The sequence below is a fragment of the Variovorax paradoxus genome, from assembly GCF_029919115.1.
In the GTDB taxonomy this organism is placed as follows: Bacteria; Pseudomonadota; Gammaproteobacteria; order Burkholderiales; family Burkholderiaceae_C; genus Variovorax; species Variovorax paradoxus_O.
In genome coordinates, this window is the sequence record NZ_CP123990.1 from 2353934 (window position 1) to 2370672 (window position 16739).

The 16739-nt window shown below is 65.9% G+C and carries 15 protein-coding genes; 12 read left to right on the forward strand and 3 right to left on the reverse strand.

Annotated elements, in window-relative coordinates; translation table 11 throughout:
- Positions 1-92 precede the first annotated feature (92 nt).
- The 10 genes from QHG62_RS11480 (at position 93) to QHG62_RS11525 (ending at position 12389) form a co-directional block, all read left to right on the forward strand.
- Complete coding sequence (locus QHG62_RS11480; RefSeq protein ID WP_281150969.1) at positions 93-2087, forward strand: AAA family ATPase; 1995 nt, start codon at positions 93-95, stop codon at positions 2085-2087.
- 40 nt (positions 2088-2127) lie between these two features.
- Positions 2128-3474, forward strand: coding sequence for an amino-acid N-acetyltransferase (gene argA, locus QHG62_RS11485; RefSeq protein WP_281150970.1), 1347 nt, complete (start codon positions 2128-2130; stop codon positions 3472-3474).
- Between the two features lie 23 nt (positions 3475-3497).
- Entirely contained in the window at positions 3498-4145 is a 648-nt protein-coding gene (locus QHG62_RS11490) for a LysE family translocator (RefSeq protein WP_281150971.1), read from the forward strand.
- 44 nt (positions 4146-4189) lie between these two features.
- Entirely contained in the window at positions 4190-5410 is a 1221-nt protein-coding gene (dapC, locus tag QHG62_RS11495) for a succinyldiaminopimelate transaminase (RefSeq protein ID WP_281150972.1), read from the forward strand.
- 42 nt (positions 5411-5452) lie between these two features.
- Positions 5453-6286 (forward strand): 2,3,4,5-tetrahydropyridine-2,6-dicarboxylate N-succinyltransferase, encoded by an 834-nt coding sequence (gene dapD / locus QHG62_RS11500; RefSeq protein ID WP_281150973.1) that lies wholly within the window; start codon positions 5453-5455, stop codon positions 6284-6286.
- A gap of 55 nt (positions 6287-6341) precedes the next feature.
- Complete coding sequence (locus QHG62_RS11505) at positions 6342-7490, forward strand: PilT/PilU family type 4a pilus ATPase (protein ID WP_157614021.1); 1149 nt, start codon at positions 6342-6344, stop codon at positions 7488-7490.
- A gap of 31 nt (positions 7491-7521) precedes the next feature.
- Positions 7522-8700, forward strand: a complete 1179-nt coding sequence (gene dapE / locus QHG62_RS11510) for a succinyl-diaminopimelate desuccinylase (RefSeq protein WP_281150974.1) — start codon at positions 7522-7524, stop codon at positions 8698-8700.
- Positions 8701-8821: 121 nt separating this feature from the next.
- Positions 8822-9703: a 50S ribosomal protein L3 N(5)-glutamine methyltransferase gene (prmB, locus tag QHG62_RS11515; RefSeq protein ID WP_281150975.1), complete on the forward strand. Its 882-nt coding sequence runs from the start codon at positions 8822-8824 to the stop codon at positions 9701-9703.
- Between the two features lie 136 nt (positions 9704-9839).
- Complete coding sequence (locus QHG62_RS11520; RefSeq protein ID WP_281150976.1) at positions 9840-11858, forward strand: ABC-F family ATP-binding cassette domain-containing protein; 2019 nt, start codon at positions 9840-9842, stop codon at positions 11856-11858.
- Positions 11859-11885: 27 nt separating this feature from the next.
- Complete coding sequence (locus QHG62_RS11525) at positions 11886-12389, forward strand: hypothetical protein (protein WP_281150977.1); 504 nt, start codon at positions 11886-11888, stop codon at positions 12387-12389.
- On the opposite strand, the gene QHG62_RS11530 is transcribed toward QHG62_RS11525, so the two are convergent.
- Positions 12340-12573 carry a hypothetical protein gene (locus QHG62_RS11530; RefSeq protein WP_281150978.1) on the reverse strand — a complete coding sequence of 78 codons (234 nt, stop codon included), beginning with the start codon at positions 12571-12573 and terminating at the stop codon, positions 12340-12342. The two genes, QHG62_RS11525 and QHG62_RS11530, sit on opposite strands and share 50 nt — an antisense overlap.
- 188 nt (positions 12574-12761) lie before the next feature.
- On the opposite strand from QHG62_RS11530, the gene QHG62_RS11535 reads away from it, so the two are divergent.
- Positions 12762-13478, forward strand: coding sequence for a helix-turn-helix domain-containing protein (locus QHG62_RS11535; protein WP_281150979.1), 717 nt, complete (start codon positions 12762-12764; stop codon positions 13476-13478).
- Positions 13479-13621: 143 nt separating this feature from the next.
- On the opposite strand, the gene QHG62_RS11540 is transcribed toward QHG62_RS11535, so the two are convergent.
- Positions 13622-14569 carry a helix-turn-helix transcriptional regulator gene (locus QHG62_RS11540; RefSeq protein ID WP_281150980.1) on the reverse strand — a complete coding sequence of 316 codons (948 nt, stop codon included), beginning with the start codon at positions 14567-14569 and terminating at the stop codon, positions 13622-13624.
- A 268-nt stretch (positions 14570-14837) separates the two neighbouring features.
- On the opposite strand from QHG62_RS11540, the gene QHG62_RS11545 reads away from it, so the two are divergent.
- Positions 14838-15713: a helix-turn-helix domain-containing protein gene (locus QHG62_RS11545; protein WP_281150981.1), complete on the forward strand. Its 876-nt coding sequence runs from the start codon at positions 14838-14840 to the stop codon at positions 15711-15713.
- A 19-nt stretch (positions 15714-15732) separates the two neighbouring features.
- Here the strand turns inward: QHG62_RS11545 and QHG62_RS11550 are convergent, their stop codons facing one another.
- Complete coding sequence (locus QHG62_RS11550) at positions 15733-16722, reverse strand: helix-turn-helix transcriptional regulator (RefSeq protein ID WP_281150982.1); 990 nt, start codon at positions 16720-16722, stop codon at positions 15733-15735.
- Positions 16723-16739 lie beyond the last annotated feature (17 nt).

Here is a 16739-nt window from a genome sequence, read left to right on the forward strand (position 1 = left end):
AGCACCCGACCCTCACACAGCGTCTGCATTGCCGCCTCCTCGCCCGCGAGGAGCGGCGGCTTCTTCATTCCTGCTTTTATTCAAGATTTTTCATGTCCAACGACATTCATTCAGACCTGCATGCGGCGCTTTCCGAGCGAACGCGCCACCTGCAGGCAGTTGCCCAGGCGCTCAAGACCGAGCTCTTCGGCATCGACGGCATCATCGACCGGGTGATCGATTCGCTGCGGGCGTGGTACGTGTTTCCACAACTCATCAGCCGCCCGGTCATCGTGTGCCTCTGGGGCCTCACCGGCACCGGCAAGACGCAACTGGTGCGCAGGCTCGCGCAGCACCTGGGCTTTTACGACCGCTTCATCGAAGTGCAGATGGACGGCTTCAGCCATGGCTCGGGCTACAGCAGCCGGGGTTCCATTTCGGCCATGCTGGCCGAATCGGGCATCGACGAAGGCACGCCGGGCATCCTGGTGCTCGACGAGTTCCAGCGCTTTCGCACGCTCGACGGCAACGGCCACGATGCCAAGGTCGAGCGCTACCAGGACGTGTGGGCGCTGCTCTCCGACGGCCGGCTGCCGCCGGCGCTGTCGATGCTCGGCGAAATCGAGGCCTCGCTCGCCCAGGCCGAGTACGAGCAAGACCGCGACGGCCCGGCCGACAAGAAGAAAATGAAGAAGCGAAAGCTTCACCTCGCCCCCTGGGAAGCGCAGGAGATCAAGCGGTGCCTCAAGCTGCCTGAAACCCTGCTGCAGATCATGGCGTGGAAGCCGGCCGAAGTGCATGCCCGGCTGCGCGCCTTCCGCGACACGCAGCAAGGCTGGGAAACCGACTACAGCAAGCTGCTGGTGTTCGTCTCGGGCAACCTCGATGAGATGTACGCCGAAACCGCGCGCCGCGTGGAAGACTGCGACACCGATGCCGACATTTTCCATGCGCTGACCAGGAAGCTCTCTCTCATCGATGTGAAGAAGGCGCTCTCCGAACGCTTCAAGCCCGAGCAGGTGGCACGGCTGGGCAACAACCACGTCATCTACCCGTCGTTCAGCCGGGCCACCTATGTGCAGCTGATTCTTTCTATCTGCGACCGCTATGTGGACGAGATCCGTGAAAGCTCGGGTGTGCGCTTCATGCTCGAATCGAGCGTGTACGAGCAGATTTATGCCAACGCCGTTTTCCCGGCGCAGGGCACGCGCCCGCTGTTCTCTTCGATCCATGCGATCCTGAGCGCCACGCTGGTCAACGCGGCGCTCTGGGCGCTGGAGCAAGGCGCGGGCGGCGCCGAGCCGGTGTGGCTCTCGCTGGAAACGGCTGGGGACAAGGCCTGCATCGTGGCGCGGTACCGGAAGGGCAAGCGCGAGGCGCACCGCAGCTTTGCGGTCACGCTCGAGCTCAATCGGCTCAAGCAACGCTCGAACGAAGATTTTCGGGCCCTGCTGGCCGTGCACGAGGCCGGCCACGGCGTGGCCTACGGCCTGCTCTTCGGACGCGCGCCGCAGGAGATCAAGATCAACGTCGCATCGTTCGAAGGCGGCTACAACAGCTACGAAGACCGCAAGGCATGGTCGCGGCAGAACCTGCGCGACCGCATTTGCGTGAGCCTGGCGGGCCGTGCGGCAGAGCAGCTGGTGTTCGGCGAACAAGCCTGTACTTCCGGCGCGTCGCAAGACTTCCGCCAAGCCACCGCCCACGCCGCGCAGTACGTGCGCCATTACGCCTTCGGCACACGGCTGAGCCGCACCGACGTGGCCAACGACGCCGATGACAACCTCAACACCGACCTGAAGGCCACCAACCCCGAGATCGAAGCACTGCTCGCGCAGGAGCATGCACGCGCCCTGGCATTGCTCGAGGCGCACACGCCCGCCTTCATGGCGGTGGTGGATGTGCTGGTGCGCGAGGGCTCGGTGGCGCCGCAGCAATTGGCCGAAATGCTCGACCTGCCAACCGATGCGGCCGATGCGACCGACGCCTACGCCGCGCTGCTGGCCACCTTCAAGGCCCGCAAGCTCCCCGGCTCGGAGCCTCCCGAGGCGCCGGGCGGCCCCGTTGCGGGGGCCAGTGCCGCCCGGCTGCTGCGCGCGTTGGCCTGAGCCGCGCGAACCTTCGTTCAAGAATGCACAATCACGCTCCATGTCCACCGTTTTCAACTTCACCTTCGTGCCCTGGTTCCGCTCGGTCGCGCCTTACATCCACACGCACCGCGGTAAGACTTTCGTGGTCGCCCTCGCGGGTGAGGCCATTGCGGCGGGCAAGCTGCAGAACATTGCGCAAGACCTGGCGCTGATCCAGAGCATGGGCGTCAAGATCGTGCTGGTGCACGGCTTCCGCCCGCAGGTCAACGAACAGCTCGCCGCCAAGGGGCACGAGGCGCGCTATTCGCACGGCATCCGCATTACCGACGAGGTGGCGCTCGATTCCGCCCAGGAAGCCGCCGGCCAGCTGCGCTACGAGATCGAGGCCGCATTCAGCCAAGGCCTGCCGAACACGCCGATGGCCGGCTCGACCGTCCGCGTGATCTCGGGCAACTTCATTACCGCGCGCCCCATCGGCGTGGTCGACGGTGTGGACTTCAAGCATTCGGGCCTGGTGCGCAAGGTGGATGCGGTCGGCATTCGCCGCACGCTCGATTTCGGCGCCATGGTGCTGATGTCGCCCTTCGGCTTCTCGCCCACCGGCGAGGCCTTCAACCTGACGATGGAAGAAGTTGCCACCAGCGTGGCCATTTCGATCCAGGCGGACAAGCTGATCTTCTTGACCGAAATTCCGGGCATCCGCATCGACAGCGAACTGCCCGAAAGCGAAGACAACCCCATCGACACCGAACTGCCGCTTGCCGCAGCCGAGAAGCTGCTGGCCTCGCTGCCGCCGCCGCAGCGGCCCACCGACACCGCCTTCTACCTGCAGCACTGCGTGAAAGCCTGCAAGGCCGGCGTGGAGCGCAACCACATCCTGCCGTTCGCGCTCGACGGCTCGCTGCTGCTTGAAATCTACGTGCACGACGGCGTCGGCACCATGGTCATCGACGAAAAGCTCGAAAGCCTGCGCGAAGCCACGGTGGACGACATCGGCGGCATCCTCCAGCTGATCGAGCCCTTCGAGCGCGACGGCACGCTGGTGAAGCGCGACCGCACCGAAATCGAGCGCGACGTGGGCCACTACACCGTCATCGAGCACGACGGCGTGATCTTCGGCTGCGCGGCGCTCTACCCCTACCCCGAGGCTCGCACGGCCGAGATGGCGGCGCTGACAGTGTCGCCCCAGTCGCAATCGCAGGGCGACGGCGAGCGCATCCTCAAGCGCATAGAGCATCGCGCCAAGGCCATGGGCCTGGAAAGCATCTTCGTGCTCACCACGCGCACCATGCACTGGTTTTTGAAGCGCGGCTTCCAGCAGGTCAACCCCGACTGGCTGCCCGAAGCCCGCAAGCGCAAGTACAACTGGGACCGCAAGAGCCAGGTGCTCGTCAAGAAAATCTGAACCCATAAAGGAAGCCCGCCGCCATGACGCTCGCCACCGCCTTGCTGTTCTCCATCGTGGCGCTGGCCGCCATTGCCACGCCGGGCCCAACGGTGTTGCTGGCCCTCAGCAACGGATCGAGGCGCGGCGTGCGCGGCGCACTGCCCGGCATCCTGGGCGCGGTGCTGTCCGACTTCGTGCTGGTGGGCGCGGTGGCGCTGGGTCTGGGCGCGCTGCTGGCAGCTTCGGAGTTCTGGTTCTCCATGCTCAAGTGGGTGGGCGCCGTGTACCTTGCATGGCTGGGCATTCGCATGCTGCGCTCCAAGGGTGGCAGCTTCGATGCGCCTCGGGCCAGTGCGGGCGACCCTTCATCCGGCGCTCCCAAGGAGGGCCGTAAGGTCTTCCTCAAGTCATTCCTGGTGGCCGTCACCAACCCCAAGGGCTACCTGTTCTGCTCGGCGCTGATGCCGCAGTTCATCGACCCATCGGCCGCTCAGGGCATGCAGTACGCCATCATCTCGGTGCTGTTCGCCTCGCTCGATGCAGCCGTCATGCTGGTCTATGCCTTTGTCGGCGCACGCGCAATGCGGCTGCTCACGGCCGCCGCAGCGCGCTGGATCGACCGCACCTGCGGCGCAATGCTGCTGGCGCTGGCCGGCTCGCTGGCGTTCTACCGGCGCAGCGGCACCTGAGCCGACCGGAGCGGCCGGCGACCCGTCGCCGATAATCGCTCTCCATGAATCCCCTGCTTTCCAAGCTCCAGCCCTACCCCTTCGAGCGGCTGCGGCTCCTTTTCGAGGGCGTCAAGCCCAATGCCGATTACGCGCCTGTCAGCCTGGGCATCGGCGAGCCCAAGCACGCCACGCCCGAGTTCATCAAGGAGGCGCTGGCGGCCAGCATGTCGACTCTGGCGGCCTACCCCGCCACAGCCGGCAACCTGAAGCTGCGCACCGCGTTTACCGACTGGCTGAAGCGCCGCTACGCTCTGCAACTCGACCCGGCGGCGCAGGTGCTGCCGGTCAACGGTTCGCGCGAGGCACTGTTCTCGCTGGCGCAAACGGTGGTCGACGCCAGCAAATCACCCGCGCCGGTGGTGGTTTCGCCCAACCCGTTCTATCAAATCTACGAAGGCGCGGCGCTTCTCGCCGGCGCTGAGCCCTATTACGTTCCGAGCGTGGCGTCGCGCAATTTTGCGGTCGATTGGGACAGCGTTCCCAATTCGGTCTGGGAGCGCACGCAACTGGTGTTCGTCTGCTCGCCCGGCAACCCGACCGGCGCCGTGATGCCCCTGGACGAATGGAAGAAACTGTTCGCGCTGTCCGACCGCTTCGGCTTTGTGATTGCGGCCGATGAGTGCTACAGCGAAATCTACTTCCGCGACGAGCCCCCGCTCAGCGGCCTTGAGGCTGCGGCAAAGCTGGGCCGGCGCGACTTCAGGAACCTGATTGCGCTGACCTCGCTTTCGAAGCGCAGCAACGTGCCGGGCCTGCGCAGCGGCTTTGTGGCCGGCGATGCGGCCATCATCAAGAGCTTCTTGCTGTACCGCACCTACCACGGCAGCGCCATGAGCGGCACCGTGGCCGCGGCCAGCATTGCAGCCTGGGGCGACGAAGCCCACGTGGTCGAAAACCGCGCCAAGTACCGGGCCAAGTTCGACGCCGTCACGCCACTGCTCGAACCGGTGCTCGACGTTCGCCTGCCCGACGCCAGCTTCTACCTTTGGGCGGGGGTGCCCGAAGTGTGGGCTGGCGACGACGAATCCTTCGCCCGCGAGCTCTACGCTCAATACAATGTTACGGTTTTGCCGGGGAGCTATCTGGCGCGCGACACGGCACACAGCCCCAACCCCGGCCGCGGCCGGATCCGCATGGCGCTGGTGGCCGAAACCGCCGAATGCGTGGAAGCCGCCGAGCGCATCGTCCGCTTCGTCCAGTCCGGCGCAAAAGGCGAGCGCTGAACCGCTGCTTTCCCGGCCCCATTTTTTACCTGAGACTCTCCCATGACCCAGCAACTGCAACAAACCATCGACGCCGCGTGGGAAGACCGCGCCAATGTCTCGCCCACCGCTGCTTCCGCCGAAGTGCGCGAAGCCGTCGAGCACGTGATCTCCGAACTGAACAACGGCAAGCTGCGCGTTGCCACGCGCGAAGGCGTGGGCAAGTGGACGGTGCACCAGTGGATCAAGAAGGCCGTGCTGCTGTCGTTCCGCCTGAAGGACAACGAGCAGATGCAGGCCGGCTCGCTCGGTTTCTATGACAAGGTGCCGACCAAGTTCTCGCACCTGTCGGCCGGCGAGCTGAAGGAATCGGGCGTGCGCATCGTGCCCCCGGCCGTGGCCCGCCGCGGCAGCTACATTGCCAAGGGCGCCATCCTGATGCCCTCGTACGTGAACATCGGCGCCTATGTGGGCGAAGGCACCATGGTCGACACCTGGGCCACCGTGGGCTCTTGCGCGCAAATTGGTGCCAACGTGCACCTGTCGGGCGGCGTGGGCATTGGCGGTGTGCTCGAGCCGCTGCAGGCCGGCCCCACCATCATCGAAGACAACTGCTTCATCGGCGCCCGCTCCGAAGTGGTCGAAGGCGTGGTCATCGAAGAAAACTCGGTGCTCGGCATGGGGGTGTACATCGGCCAGAGCACCCCCATTTTCAACCGCGACACCGGCGAGACCTTCTTCGGCCGCGTGCCGTCCGGCAGCGTGGTCATCAGCGGCAACCTGCCCAAGAAGACCAAGTCGGGCCAGGACTACAGCACCTACGCGGCCATCATCGTCAAGACCGTCGATGCGCAAACGCGCTCCAAGACCAGCCTGAACGACCTGCTGCGCGACTGAGCTTCCTGCCTGCTTTTTTCCGTTAGACAACAACAGCATCCGAGGAGAGAGATCGATGAACATGATGGAGCGAATCCTTCGTCTGATGGCCGAGCGCAAGGCCTCCGACATCTATCTCTCGGCGCACTCCCCGGTGCTGATCCGCATGAACGGCACCTGCGTGCCGATCAATGCGCAGGTGCTGCCCGCCACAGCGCCGCTCGCGCTGCTGGCCGAAGTGGTGCCCGAAGCCCGCATCCAGGAGCTCGAAAGAACCGGCGAGCTCAACATGGCCGTGATGCTCGAGGGCGCCGGCAACTACCGCATCAGCGCCATGCGCCAGCGCGGCAGCTATGCGGTGGTGGTGCGGCACATTGCCTCGACCATTCCCAGCTTTGCCGACCTGAACCTGCCCGACATTCTCAAGACGCTGATCATGGAAAAGCGCGGGCTGATCCTGATGGTCGGCGCTACCGGCGCGGGCAAGACGACCACGCTGGCCTCGATGCTCGACTACCGCAACGAGCACGCCACCGGCCACATCCTCACGGTGGAAGAGCCCATCGAGTTCACCTACACCAACAAGAAGTCGCTGGTGAACCAGCGCGACGTGGGCAGCGACACCGAGTCGCTGCAGGTGGCGCTCAAGAACGCGCTCCGCCAGGCGCCCGACGTGATCCAGATCGGCGAAATCCGCGATCGCGAAACCATGACGGCCGCCATTGCCTATGCGCAATCGGGCCACCTGTGCGTGGCCACGCTGCACGCCAACAACAGCTACCGTGCGCTCAACCGCATCCTGAGCTTCTTCCCGGTCGAGGTGCGCCCCACGCTCTTGGGCGACCTGGGCTCGGCCCTGCGCGCCATCGTGTCGCAGCGGTTGCTGCGCACGCCCACCGGCGGCCGCGTACCGGCGCTTGAGGTCATGCTCAACACGGCCCTGGTGGCCGAGCTGATCGAAAAAGGCGACTTCTCTGCCGTCAAGGAAGCCATGGAGCAATCGATGGCCGAAGGCTCGCAGACCTTCGAAGAAGACATTGCCCGCCTCATCACCGAAGAGCGCGTGACGCGCGAAGAAGGCCTGGCCCAGTCCGACTCGCCCACCAACCTGATGTGGCGCCTGCAGAACCGCGCCGCGCCCAAGCCCAAGACCGAAGACCGCCACCTGACGGACCAGGTCGACGAACCCACCTTTACCGACATCACGCTGGACGTGAAGTTCTGACCGACCCGGCCCTCCCCTGGCTTTTTATCTGATGTCCCGTACGCTCCAGCTCGCCGAACAACTCATCTCGCGCCCCTCCGTCACCCCCGAGGATGCGGGCTGCCAACAGATCATCGGCGAGCGGCTGGCACCGCTGGGCTTCACGCTTGAAACCATCGAGAGCGGCCCGGCCGACTTTCGCGTGACCAACCTGTGGGCGGTGCGCCGCCCCGCCGGCGCCGCGGCAACAAAAACGCTGGTGTTCGCCGGCCACACCGACGTGGTGCCCACCGGACCGGTCGAGCAGTGGACCAGCCATCCTTTCACGCCTACGCATCGCGGCGGCAAGCTCTACGGGCGCGGCGCCTGCGACATGAAAACCTCGGTTGCCGCCTTCGTGGTGTCGATCGAAGAGTTTCTCAAGGCCACGCCCGACCCCAAGCTCACGCTCGCGCTGCTGCTCACCAGCGATGAAGAAGGCCCCGGCGTCGACGGCACGGTCGTCGTGTGCAACGCCCTTGCCGCGCGCGGCGAAACCATCGACTACTGCATCGTCGGCGAGCCCACCGCGGTGCAGCGCTGCGGCGACATGATCAAGAACGGCCGCCGCGGCACCATGAGCGGCAAGCTCACGGTGAACGGCGTGCAGGGGCACATCGCGTATCCGCACCTGGCAAAAAACCCGGTTCACGCCTTTGCGCCCGCGCTGGCCGAACTGGTAGCCATCAACGCGGCCGGCGGCTGGGACGCAGGCAATGCGTACTTCCAGCCCACCAGCTGGCAGATCAGCAATTTCCACTCGGGCACCGGCGCGAGCAACGTGATTCCGGGCAGCGCCGTTGTCGATTTCAACTTCCGCTTTTCGACCGAATCGACACCCGAATCGCTGCAGAAGCGCGTGCACGCGGTGCTCGATGCCCATGGGCTCGACTACACCCTTGCCTGGACTGTCGGCGGCCTGCCGTTTCTCACCACGCCCGGCGAGCTGGTGGCATCGGTGCAGGCGGCCATTGCCGACGAAACCGGCATCCAGACAGAGCTCTCGACCAGCGGCGGCACCAGCGATGCCCGCTTCATCGCCAAGATCTGCAAGCAGGTGGTCGAGCTGGGCCCGGTCAACGCCAGCATCCACAAGATCGACGAGCACATCGAAGTGGCCGAGATCGAGACGCTGAAGAACATCTACAAGCGCACGCTGGAGCGGCTCGAAGTGCTGCTCGACCCATCATGAAGCGCTTGTCTTTCTCCCACCCCTCCCGGGGGAGGGCCGGGGTGGGGGCAATCGGCGCATCTATTGGACGCTCTGCCCGCCACCATCCCAACCTTCCCCCAAAAGGGGAAGGAGCAAATCCATGAGCACGGTCATCGAACTCATCGAGGCCGGCGCCAAGCGGCTCGAAGAAGCCGGCGTCGCCTTCGGCCACGGCACCGCCAACGCCTTCGACGAAGCCGCGTGGCTCGTGCTGTGGCGCCTGAAGCTGCCGTTGGACGACCTGGACGCGGTGGCCGACAGCCCCGTGTCCTCGGCCGATGCCGGCAAGGTGCAAGCACTCGTCGAAGAGCGCATTGCCACGCGCAAGCCCGCCGCCTACCTCACCAAGGAAGCCTGGCTGCAGGGCGTGTCCTTTTACGTGGACGAGCGCGCCATCGTGCCGCGCAGCTTCATTGCCGAGCTGATTGCCGACGGCAGCATCGACTACTGGCTGGGCGAGCACACGCAGCGCGTGCTCGACCTGTGCACCGGCAACGGCAGCCTGGCCGTGCTCGCGGCGCTGACCTATCCGGATGTGATTGTGGATGCCGCCGACCTGTCGGTGGAAGCGCTCGAAGTGGCCGCCATCAACGTGACGCGGCACCAGCTCGACACCCGCGTGACGCTGATCGAGTCGGACGGCCTGAAGAAAGTGGCCGGCCCCTACGACCTGGTGCTGTGCAATCCGCCCTATGTGAACAGTGCCAGCATGGCCGCCCTGCCCGCCGAATACCGCGCCGAGCCCGAGCTTGCGCTGGCCGGCGGCACCGACGGCATGGACTTTGTGCGCCAGCTGCTTGCCGATGCGCCTTCGCGCATGAGCGAGCAGGCGGTGCTGGTGCTTGAAATCGGCAACGAGCGCGATTATTTCGAGGCGGCGTTTCCGCAACTCGAAGTGGTATGGCTCGAAACCTCGGCGGGCGAGGACCAGGTCTTGCTGGTCACCCGCACCGCCCTGCTGGCCGGCGGCGGCGCGCGTTAGCTGCGCCCGGCCAAGCCCCCACCGCTTTCCGCAGCCTGCGCTGCGGCCCCTTTACCGGGCGCTGTCCGCCCCTATGCCCCTTTGCGCCAGGCCGTCCGGGGCTGGGCGGGATAATCGCCCCTACGGTTCCTATTTCATGATTACTCTCAAAAACGTCATTCTTCGCCGCAGCGCCAAGGTTCTGCTCGACGGCGCCACCGTCACCCTCAACCCCGGTGAAAAGGTCGGCCTGGTGGGCCGCAACGGCGCGGGCAAGTCGACGCTGTTCGCGCTGCTCAACGGCACGCTGCACGAAGACGGCGGCGACTTTTCGGTGCCCAGGCATTGGCGCATGGCCCAGGTGGCGCAGAACATGCCCGAAACCGACGAATCGGCCACCGAATTCGTGGTGGGCGGCGACACCCGCCTGACCGAGCTGCGCGAAAAACTGGCCGCCATCGAGTCCGCCTACGAGGCCAACCCCGACGACGGCGATATCGGCATGGAACTGGCCCATGCCTACACCGACCTGGCCGACGCCGGCGAGCACGACGCGGTGCCGCGCGCGCAGGCACTGATTCTTGGCCTGGGCTTCAAGTCGCACGAGCTCGATGAGCCCGTCAACAGCTTTTCGGGCGGCTGGCGCATGCGCCTGCAGCTGGCCCGCGCGCTGATGTGCCCGAGCGACCTGCTGCTGCTCGACGAACCCACCAACCACCTGGACCTGGACGCACTCGTCTGGCTCGAAGCCTGGCTGCAGAAATACGCCGGCACCATGATCGTCATCAGCCACGACCGCGAGTTTCTCGATGCCGTGACCGACGTGACACTGCACATTGCCAACGCCCAGCTCACGCGCTACGGCGGCAACTACAGCAAGTTCGAGGACATGCGCGCGCTGCAGATGGAGCAGCAGCAAGTCGCCTTCAGCAAGCAGCAGGACAAGATCGCCCACCTGCAGAAGTTCATCGACCGCTTCAAGGCCAAGGCCAGCAAAGCCAAGCAGGCGCAAAGCCGCGTCAAGGCGCTGGAGCGCATGGAGCGCGTGGCGCCGCTCCTGGCCGAGGCCGACTTCACCTTCGAGTTCAAGGAGCCCGGCAACATTCCGAACCCGATGCTCTCCATCAGCAACGCGAGCTTCGGCTACGAGATCGAAGGCGAAGAGCCCAAGACCATTCTGCGCGGCGTCAGCCGCTCGGTGCTGGCGGGCCAGCGCATCGGCATTCTGGGTGCCAACGGCCAGGGCAAGTCGACCCTGGTGAAGACCATTGCGCGCGAAATGGGCGCGCTGGCCGGCCAGGTGACCGAAGGCAAGGGCCTGAACATCGGCTACTTTGCGCAGCAGGAACTCGACGTGCTGCGCCCGCAGGACACGCCGCTCGAGCACATGGTGCGCATGGCGCGCGAGCTCGGCAGCAGCGTGAAAGAGGCCACCGGCGAGCAGGCTCTGCGCGGCTTCCTGGGCAGCTTCAACTTCAGCGGCGACATGGTGAAGCAGCCCGTGGGCACCATGAGCGGCGGCGAAAAAGCGCGCCTGGTGCTCGCAATGATGGTGTGGCAGCGCCCCAACCTGCTGCTGCTGGACGAACCCACCAATCACCTGGACCTTGCCACCCGCGAGGCCCTGGCCGTGGCCCTGAACGAGTTCGAAGGCACGCTGATGCTCGTGAGCCACGATCGTGCGCTGCTGCGCTCGGTGTGCGACGAATTCTGGCTGGTGGGCCGCGGCGTGGTCACCGATTTCGACGGCGACCTCGACGACTACCAGCGCTACCTGCTCGACGAAGCCAAGCGGCTGCGCGAAGAGGCCAAGGTGGCCGTGCGCGAGGCCGCAAGTGCCGCTGCCCCCGCCGTGGCTGTGCCCGCGCCGGTTGCCGCCGAGAGCGAACCCACGGCCGCCGCCAAGAACCCGCAGCAGCGCAAGCAAGACGCCCAGGGCCGCCAGCAACGCAGCGACCAGGCCAAGCCCATCAAGCGCGAAATCGCGCAGATCGACGAACGCCTGGCCGCGGCGGGCACCGAGCGCACCGCGCTGGAGGCACGCCTGGCGCAGCCCCTGCCATCGGCCGAAATTGCCGAAGCAGGCAAGCGGCTGAAAGCCCTGAACGAAGAAATCGGCCGCCTCGAAGAACGCTGGCTGGCCCTGTCGGACCAGCTCGAGGCGCTGGCGGCCTGACCTGAACCTGCCAAGGAGACATGCGCCATGCCGTCCGCCATCGAACTGGCCCGGGGTGACGAAAAGCTCATTGCCGCGGTCCACCGCAGCCGCCGCCTGATCGGCCGCAAGGCGTTGATGGCCGCCGCCGCCAGCGCCATTCCGTTGCCCGGCGTCGACTGGGCGGCCGATGCTGCCCTGCTCTCGCGGCTGGTGCCGCAGATCAGCGCCGAGTTTGGGCTTTCTGTCACCCAGGTCGAGAGGCTCGCGCCGCACCAGCGCGAGCGCATCCAGAAGGCGGCCACCACGGTTGGCGCCCTTCTCGTCGGCCGCCTTGTCACGCGCGACCTGCTGATCAAGCTGGCCCGGCATGCCGGCGTCAAGCTCACTGCCAAGCAGGCCGCCAAGTACGTGCCGGTTGCCGGGCAGATCGTTTCGGCCGCGCTCGGCTATGCCGCCCTGCGCGCTTTGGGCGAGCAGCACATCAAGGACTGCGTGCGCGTCAGCTCGACCCTCGCCTTATCGCCTCCCGAACCGCGCGCGCCCGCCTGAACGCGGAGTCGTCGAACAGCGCCGTGCCGACGCAACCCGCCGCCGCCAAGCCTGCGGCGGCCAGCCCGCCCAGCCCGTAGTCGCACAGGCGAATTCCATAGAACAGCCCCAAGGCCGACAGCAGCGCCAATAGCGCGCACAGCGTGCGGTCGAGCCAGAGGCCCGGTGTCGATTGCTTTTTCATGGCTCAGCCCAGAGGGCGAACCTGGTTGCGGCGCGGCTGTGCGCCGTCCGCCGGTTTTTCGGACTGCTTTTGCGTGGGCCCTGCGGCCTTCAGCGCCAGCACCAACTTGCGTGGTTTCATGGCAAATACTCCCTTTCAACTATTCTAAAGTCCAAGTCGAATATTCGCGTGCGCTTAAATCTGCGCCTATGGAGACTATTGCAGCGCGTGCACTGGCAGCACGCAAATACGCGAAGATGACCCAGAAGCAGGCCGAGGCCGCTTCGGGCGTCAAGCAGTCGAACATCTCGAAGATCGAGCGCGGCGATACCGGCCGCTCGATGGGCCTGCTCGCGCTGGCGCGGGCGTACCGCGTCGACCCCAATTGGCTCGACACCGGCGATGGCCCCGCGCCATGGGACCCGGTGCAGCAGCGCCCGGCCCGCGACACCGCCAACGAACCACCCGGCCCCTACCGGGTGACGCGCACCCCGCCTCCCATCCCTTCGTTCAGCCCGGGCACTCCCGGCACCGTGCCGCTCATCGCATGGGCCGACGCCACCTCCTGGAACAAGGGCGGGCGTGCGCCGGTGGAGTCCGAGCGGTGGATTCCCTGCGTTGCGCATCACAGCCCCGGCAACACCTATGCGCTGCGCGTGCGCGGCGACAGCATGACGGCTCCCACGGGCAGCATGAAGAGCTACCCTGCCGAGTCGATCATCTTTGTCGACACCCTGCGCACAACGCCCGAGGACGGCGAACGCATCATCGCAAGGCTCGAGTCGAGCAATGAAATCACCTTCAAGGTCTTCAAGGAAGAAGACGGCCGCCGCTGGCTGCTGCCGCTGAATCCGGGGCATGAGCCCATCCGCGCGCCGTTCACCGTGCTGGGCACCGTCATCGGCAAGTGGGAAGACGAGGACTGACGCCCCCGCCTCCGGTCAGGTTGCGTGCAGGTTTGGCGAACATAGTGGAGGCTCTTTCTCCCTGTGGCCTGCACCCTCTCTGATCCTCCCTCCTCCAGCAGGTCACCTTCCAGCCCGCCTTTGTGCGGGCTGTTTTTTTGGCCCTATATGTCGCTGAGCACGCCGAAGTCGCTGTCGCCCTGCTGCACCGCGTTGACCAGCTGCACGCGGTTGCGCGCGGCAAAACGGCGGCGCAACTGGCGCATGTGGTAGTCCACCGTGTGGGCCGAAAGATCGAGGCGGTTGGCAATCTCCTTGTCGCTGCGCCCCTGCAGCAGATGCTGGAGGATGTACTGCTGCGTGGTCGAGATCTCGATGCGCGCGGCAGCCCCCGCTTCGCTCGGCATGCGCGAATGGCGCAGCACGTACTCGTGCAGGCTCAGCCCCAGCGTCAACGCATGGCCGACGATGTCGTCGGTGATCCAGCCGCGGCCCGGCTCGCCCGACTGCAGGCTGATGACGGTGTACTGGTTCACCTGCGTGGGCGACGCGAGCCGAAACATCAGCCCGCTTCTGATGCCGCTGGCGCGCAGGTCGTCCAGAAAGCGCTGCCTGCGCCCTTCGGGGTTCTCGGCCGCGGATGCGGCTGCGGACGTTGCAGCGGACAACGGCAAGGCTTCGATCTGCTCGATGTCCCACACCAGCGGAAGGCTCGAGGCCGGAACGCCAGGCTGCCGCAGGTCGACCTCGTAGAGGCGGTGCGAAAAGTAGCGCTGCGTCCACTCGGTGTTTGCATGCGCGGTAAAGAAGCTGAGCGGCCACCAGCGGCCGCGCAGGAAGGTAATGGTGCCGTAGCCAAGCCAGTCGAAGCCAAGCGCATTCAGCAAGGCCTGGATGAGATCGCGGCGCTCCTTGTTGCCCGAAGCATTCAGCAGGTCGCCCACGATGCCGGGTACGCCTTCCGCATGCCGGTGCGCCGATTCCGGCAGATAGAGTTGCTCTTCCGAATACAGTTGCGGAAAAGGCCCGTCGAGCGGCGGCTCGGCGCCGTCGGCCTGTGTAGTTGACGGCGCGCCCGAAGGCGCCGTCGAATCGAGAGCTTGTTGCAACAAACCGGCAAGAATCATGAGAGGCCTGATGGAAGTGCCGCATGCATCGGGCAGACGCTGCGGAGTTGGAGCCAAACTACCAAAGGGCGGTTATGCCGCCTTGTAAATTCTTAGCTTCGGGCACATTCGGGGGCTGAAGGCGGGCCGTGGCATCCCACGCCGGCGCGCGAGTGAATACCTTTGCATGAATGCCAATCCAGGCAAGGCATGCACGGGCATGCCAATTGCTGCTTGTCCATAAACCAAGACTTTCGGGGAGCCCTGCTTTTCGATGGAATTCCTGGCCTCCCGCTACTGGCGAGATGCGGATCTCACAGGTCTTCAACTGACCGCCAACACGCTGCTGCATCGCGAGATCCGGCCGCACAGGCACGTGGGATTCACGCTCTCGGTGTCCGATACCGAACTGCACGTGCGCACCGGCACCCGCGTGACAGTCGTGCCGCCGGGCGCACTGCTGCGCGTGGCGCCGCAGGTCTGGCACGCCGTGCAGGCGCGCAGTGCGCCGTGGCGCGAGGAAGCGATGTACTGCAGCGGCCCCGTTGCCCGCTGCATCAGCGCAGCGCACGAGAGCACTCCGCTTGCCCGCGTGGAAGACGACGCCGGCGTTTCGGTTTTTCTCGATCCCTCGGAGGCCTTCGGCTTTCTCGAATGCCACAGGCTGCTGCACGAGCCCGCGCGCAGCGGCGATGAAGAGAGCAGTGCAGCCGGCCGCGCCCTGCTGCGCCAGCGCTTGGCCCGCTGGATTCCGTTGCAGGCACAGCCCACCCGCGTTGTCGACAGCGGCGACGCGCGCATGAACCGGCTGTATGAATTGATCGCCTCGGGCTTTCAGCAGCGCATGACGCTCGATAGCCTGGCCGATGCGGCGGGCCTGCACCCGGTGCATGTGCAGCGCCGCTTCAAAGGCGCCATGGGCTTCACCCCGCATGAAATGCTGGTGGGCCACCGCATCGAGTACGCACGCGATCTCATCGCCGGCGGTGCGCGCGTTACCTATGCAGCGCACGCCGCCGGCTTTACCGATCAAAGCCATTTGCACAAGACCTTTCTAGGCACCTATGCCGTGTTGCCGGGCGACTACCGCAGGCTTTCGGCGCTCGACGCCCTGCAGCCGGCATCCGCACGCAACGGCATTGCCGGCTAGGAGCGCGGGCCCGCAGCCGCTAAGGCTGCCAGTCTGCCGCCGCGCTCACCAGCTGAACCCTGTTGCGCACGCCAAAGCGGCGCCGGAGTTGGCGCATGTGGTAGTCCACCGCATGGCTCGACAACCCCAGCGTGTAGGCAATTTCCTTGTCGCCGAGCCCTCGCAGAAGCGATTCGAGAATCGATTGCTGCGTCGGCGAAATCGGCGACTTGGCGTGCAGCGGCTCGTCCTGGCCTCGCATTGCCGCCACGGGCTTGCGCACATTGCGAGACACGTGCTCATGCACGCTCAGCCCCAGCATGAGGGCACGGCCCACGGTGGCACCAGCAATCCAACTGCGACCGGGCGCACTGGACATCAGGTCGATGAAGGTGTGCTCATGCATGTGCCCTGGCGTGGCCAGCCGAAAGGAGATGCCGCTGCGAATGCCGCTCGCCTCCATTTCGTCCAGCAGCATGCGGCGCCGGCCCGCGGTGTCGGGGGCTTCGGTCTCGGCCTGCAGCGGTTGCCTGCATTGCGACTGCGCGAGCGATTCCAGGTCCCACACCAGTGGAAGGCCGGACACCGGCACATCGCTGGCGCGCGTATCCACCTGGTGATGGCGCTGCGAGAAATAGCCACGAACCCAGGCCTCGTGGGCGTAGCTCACAAGAACGCTCAGCGGCCGCAAACCACCTTGCAGGTCTTCGAAGCTTCCATAGCCCAGCCATTCGAAACCGATCGCCCGCAGTTGCTCCTTCACGAGCGCCTTGCGCGCCGAATGATCGGGTGCGCTGCGCAGCCCGGCGACCAGTCCGGTCGCATCGCCCTGGCTGGCGAGCGGCGGCAAGGGCTTGTCGTCCGAATAGAAAAGCGGAGCGGCACCCGCCGCATCGCTGCCGCGCGACACGGGCAAGGCAGGCCCGCTGGATGCCGCGGCCGGCGGCGCAGCAGCGCGGCGCTGCACGAACAACGAAGGGCGGATCGTTACCGCCGGCACAGGGCTGATCAGAGTCGCGAATGCATTCATTGCCCCCAGTCTAGGAG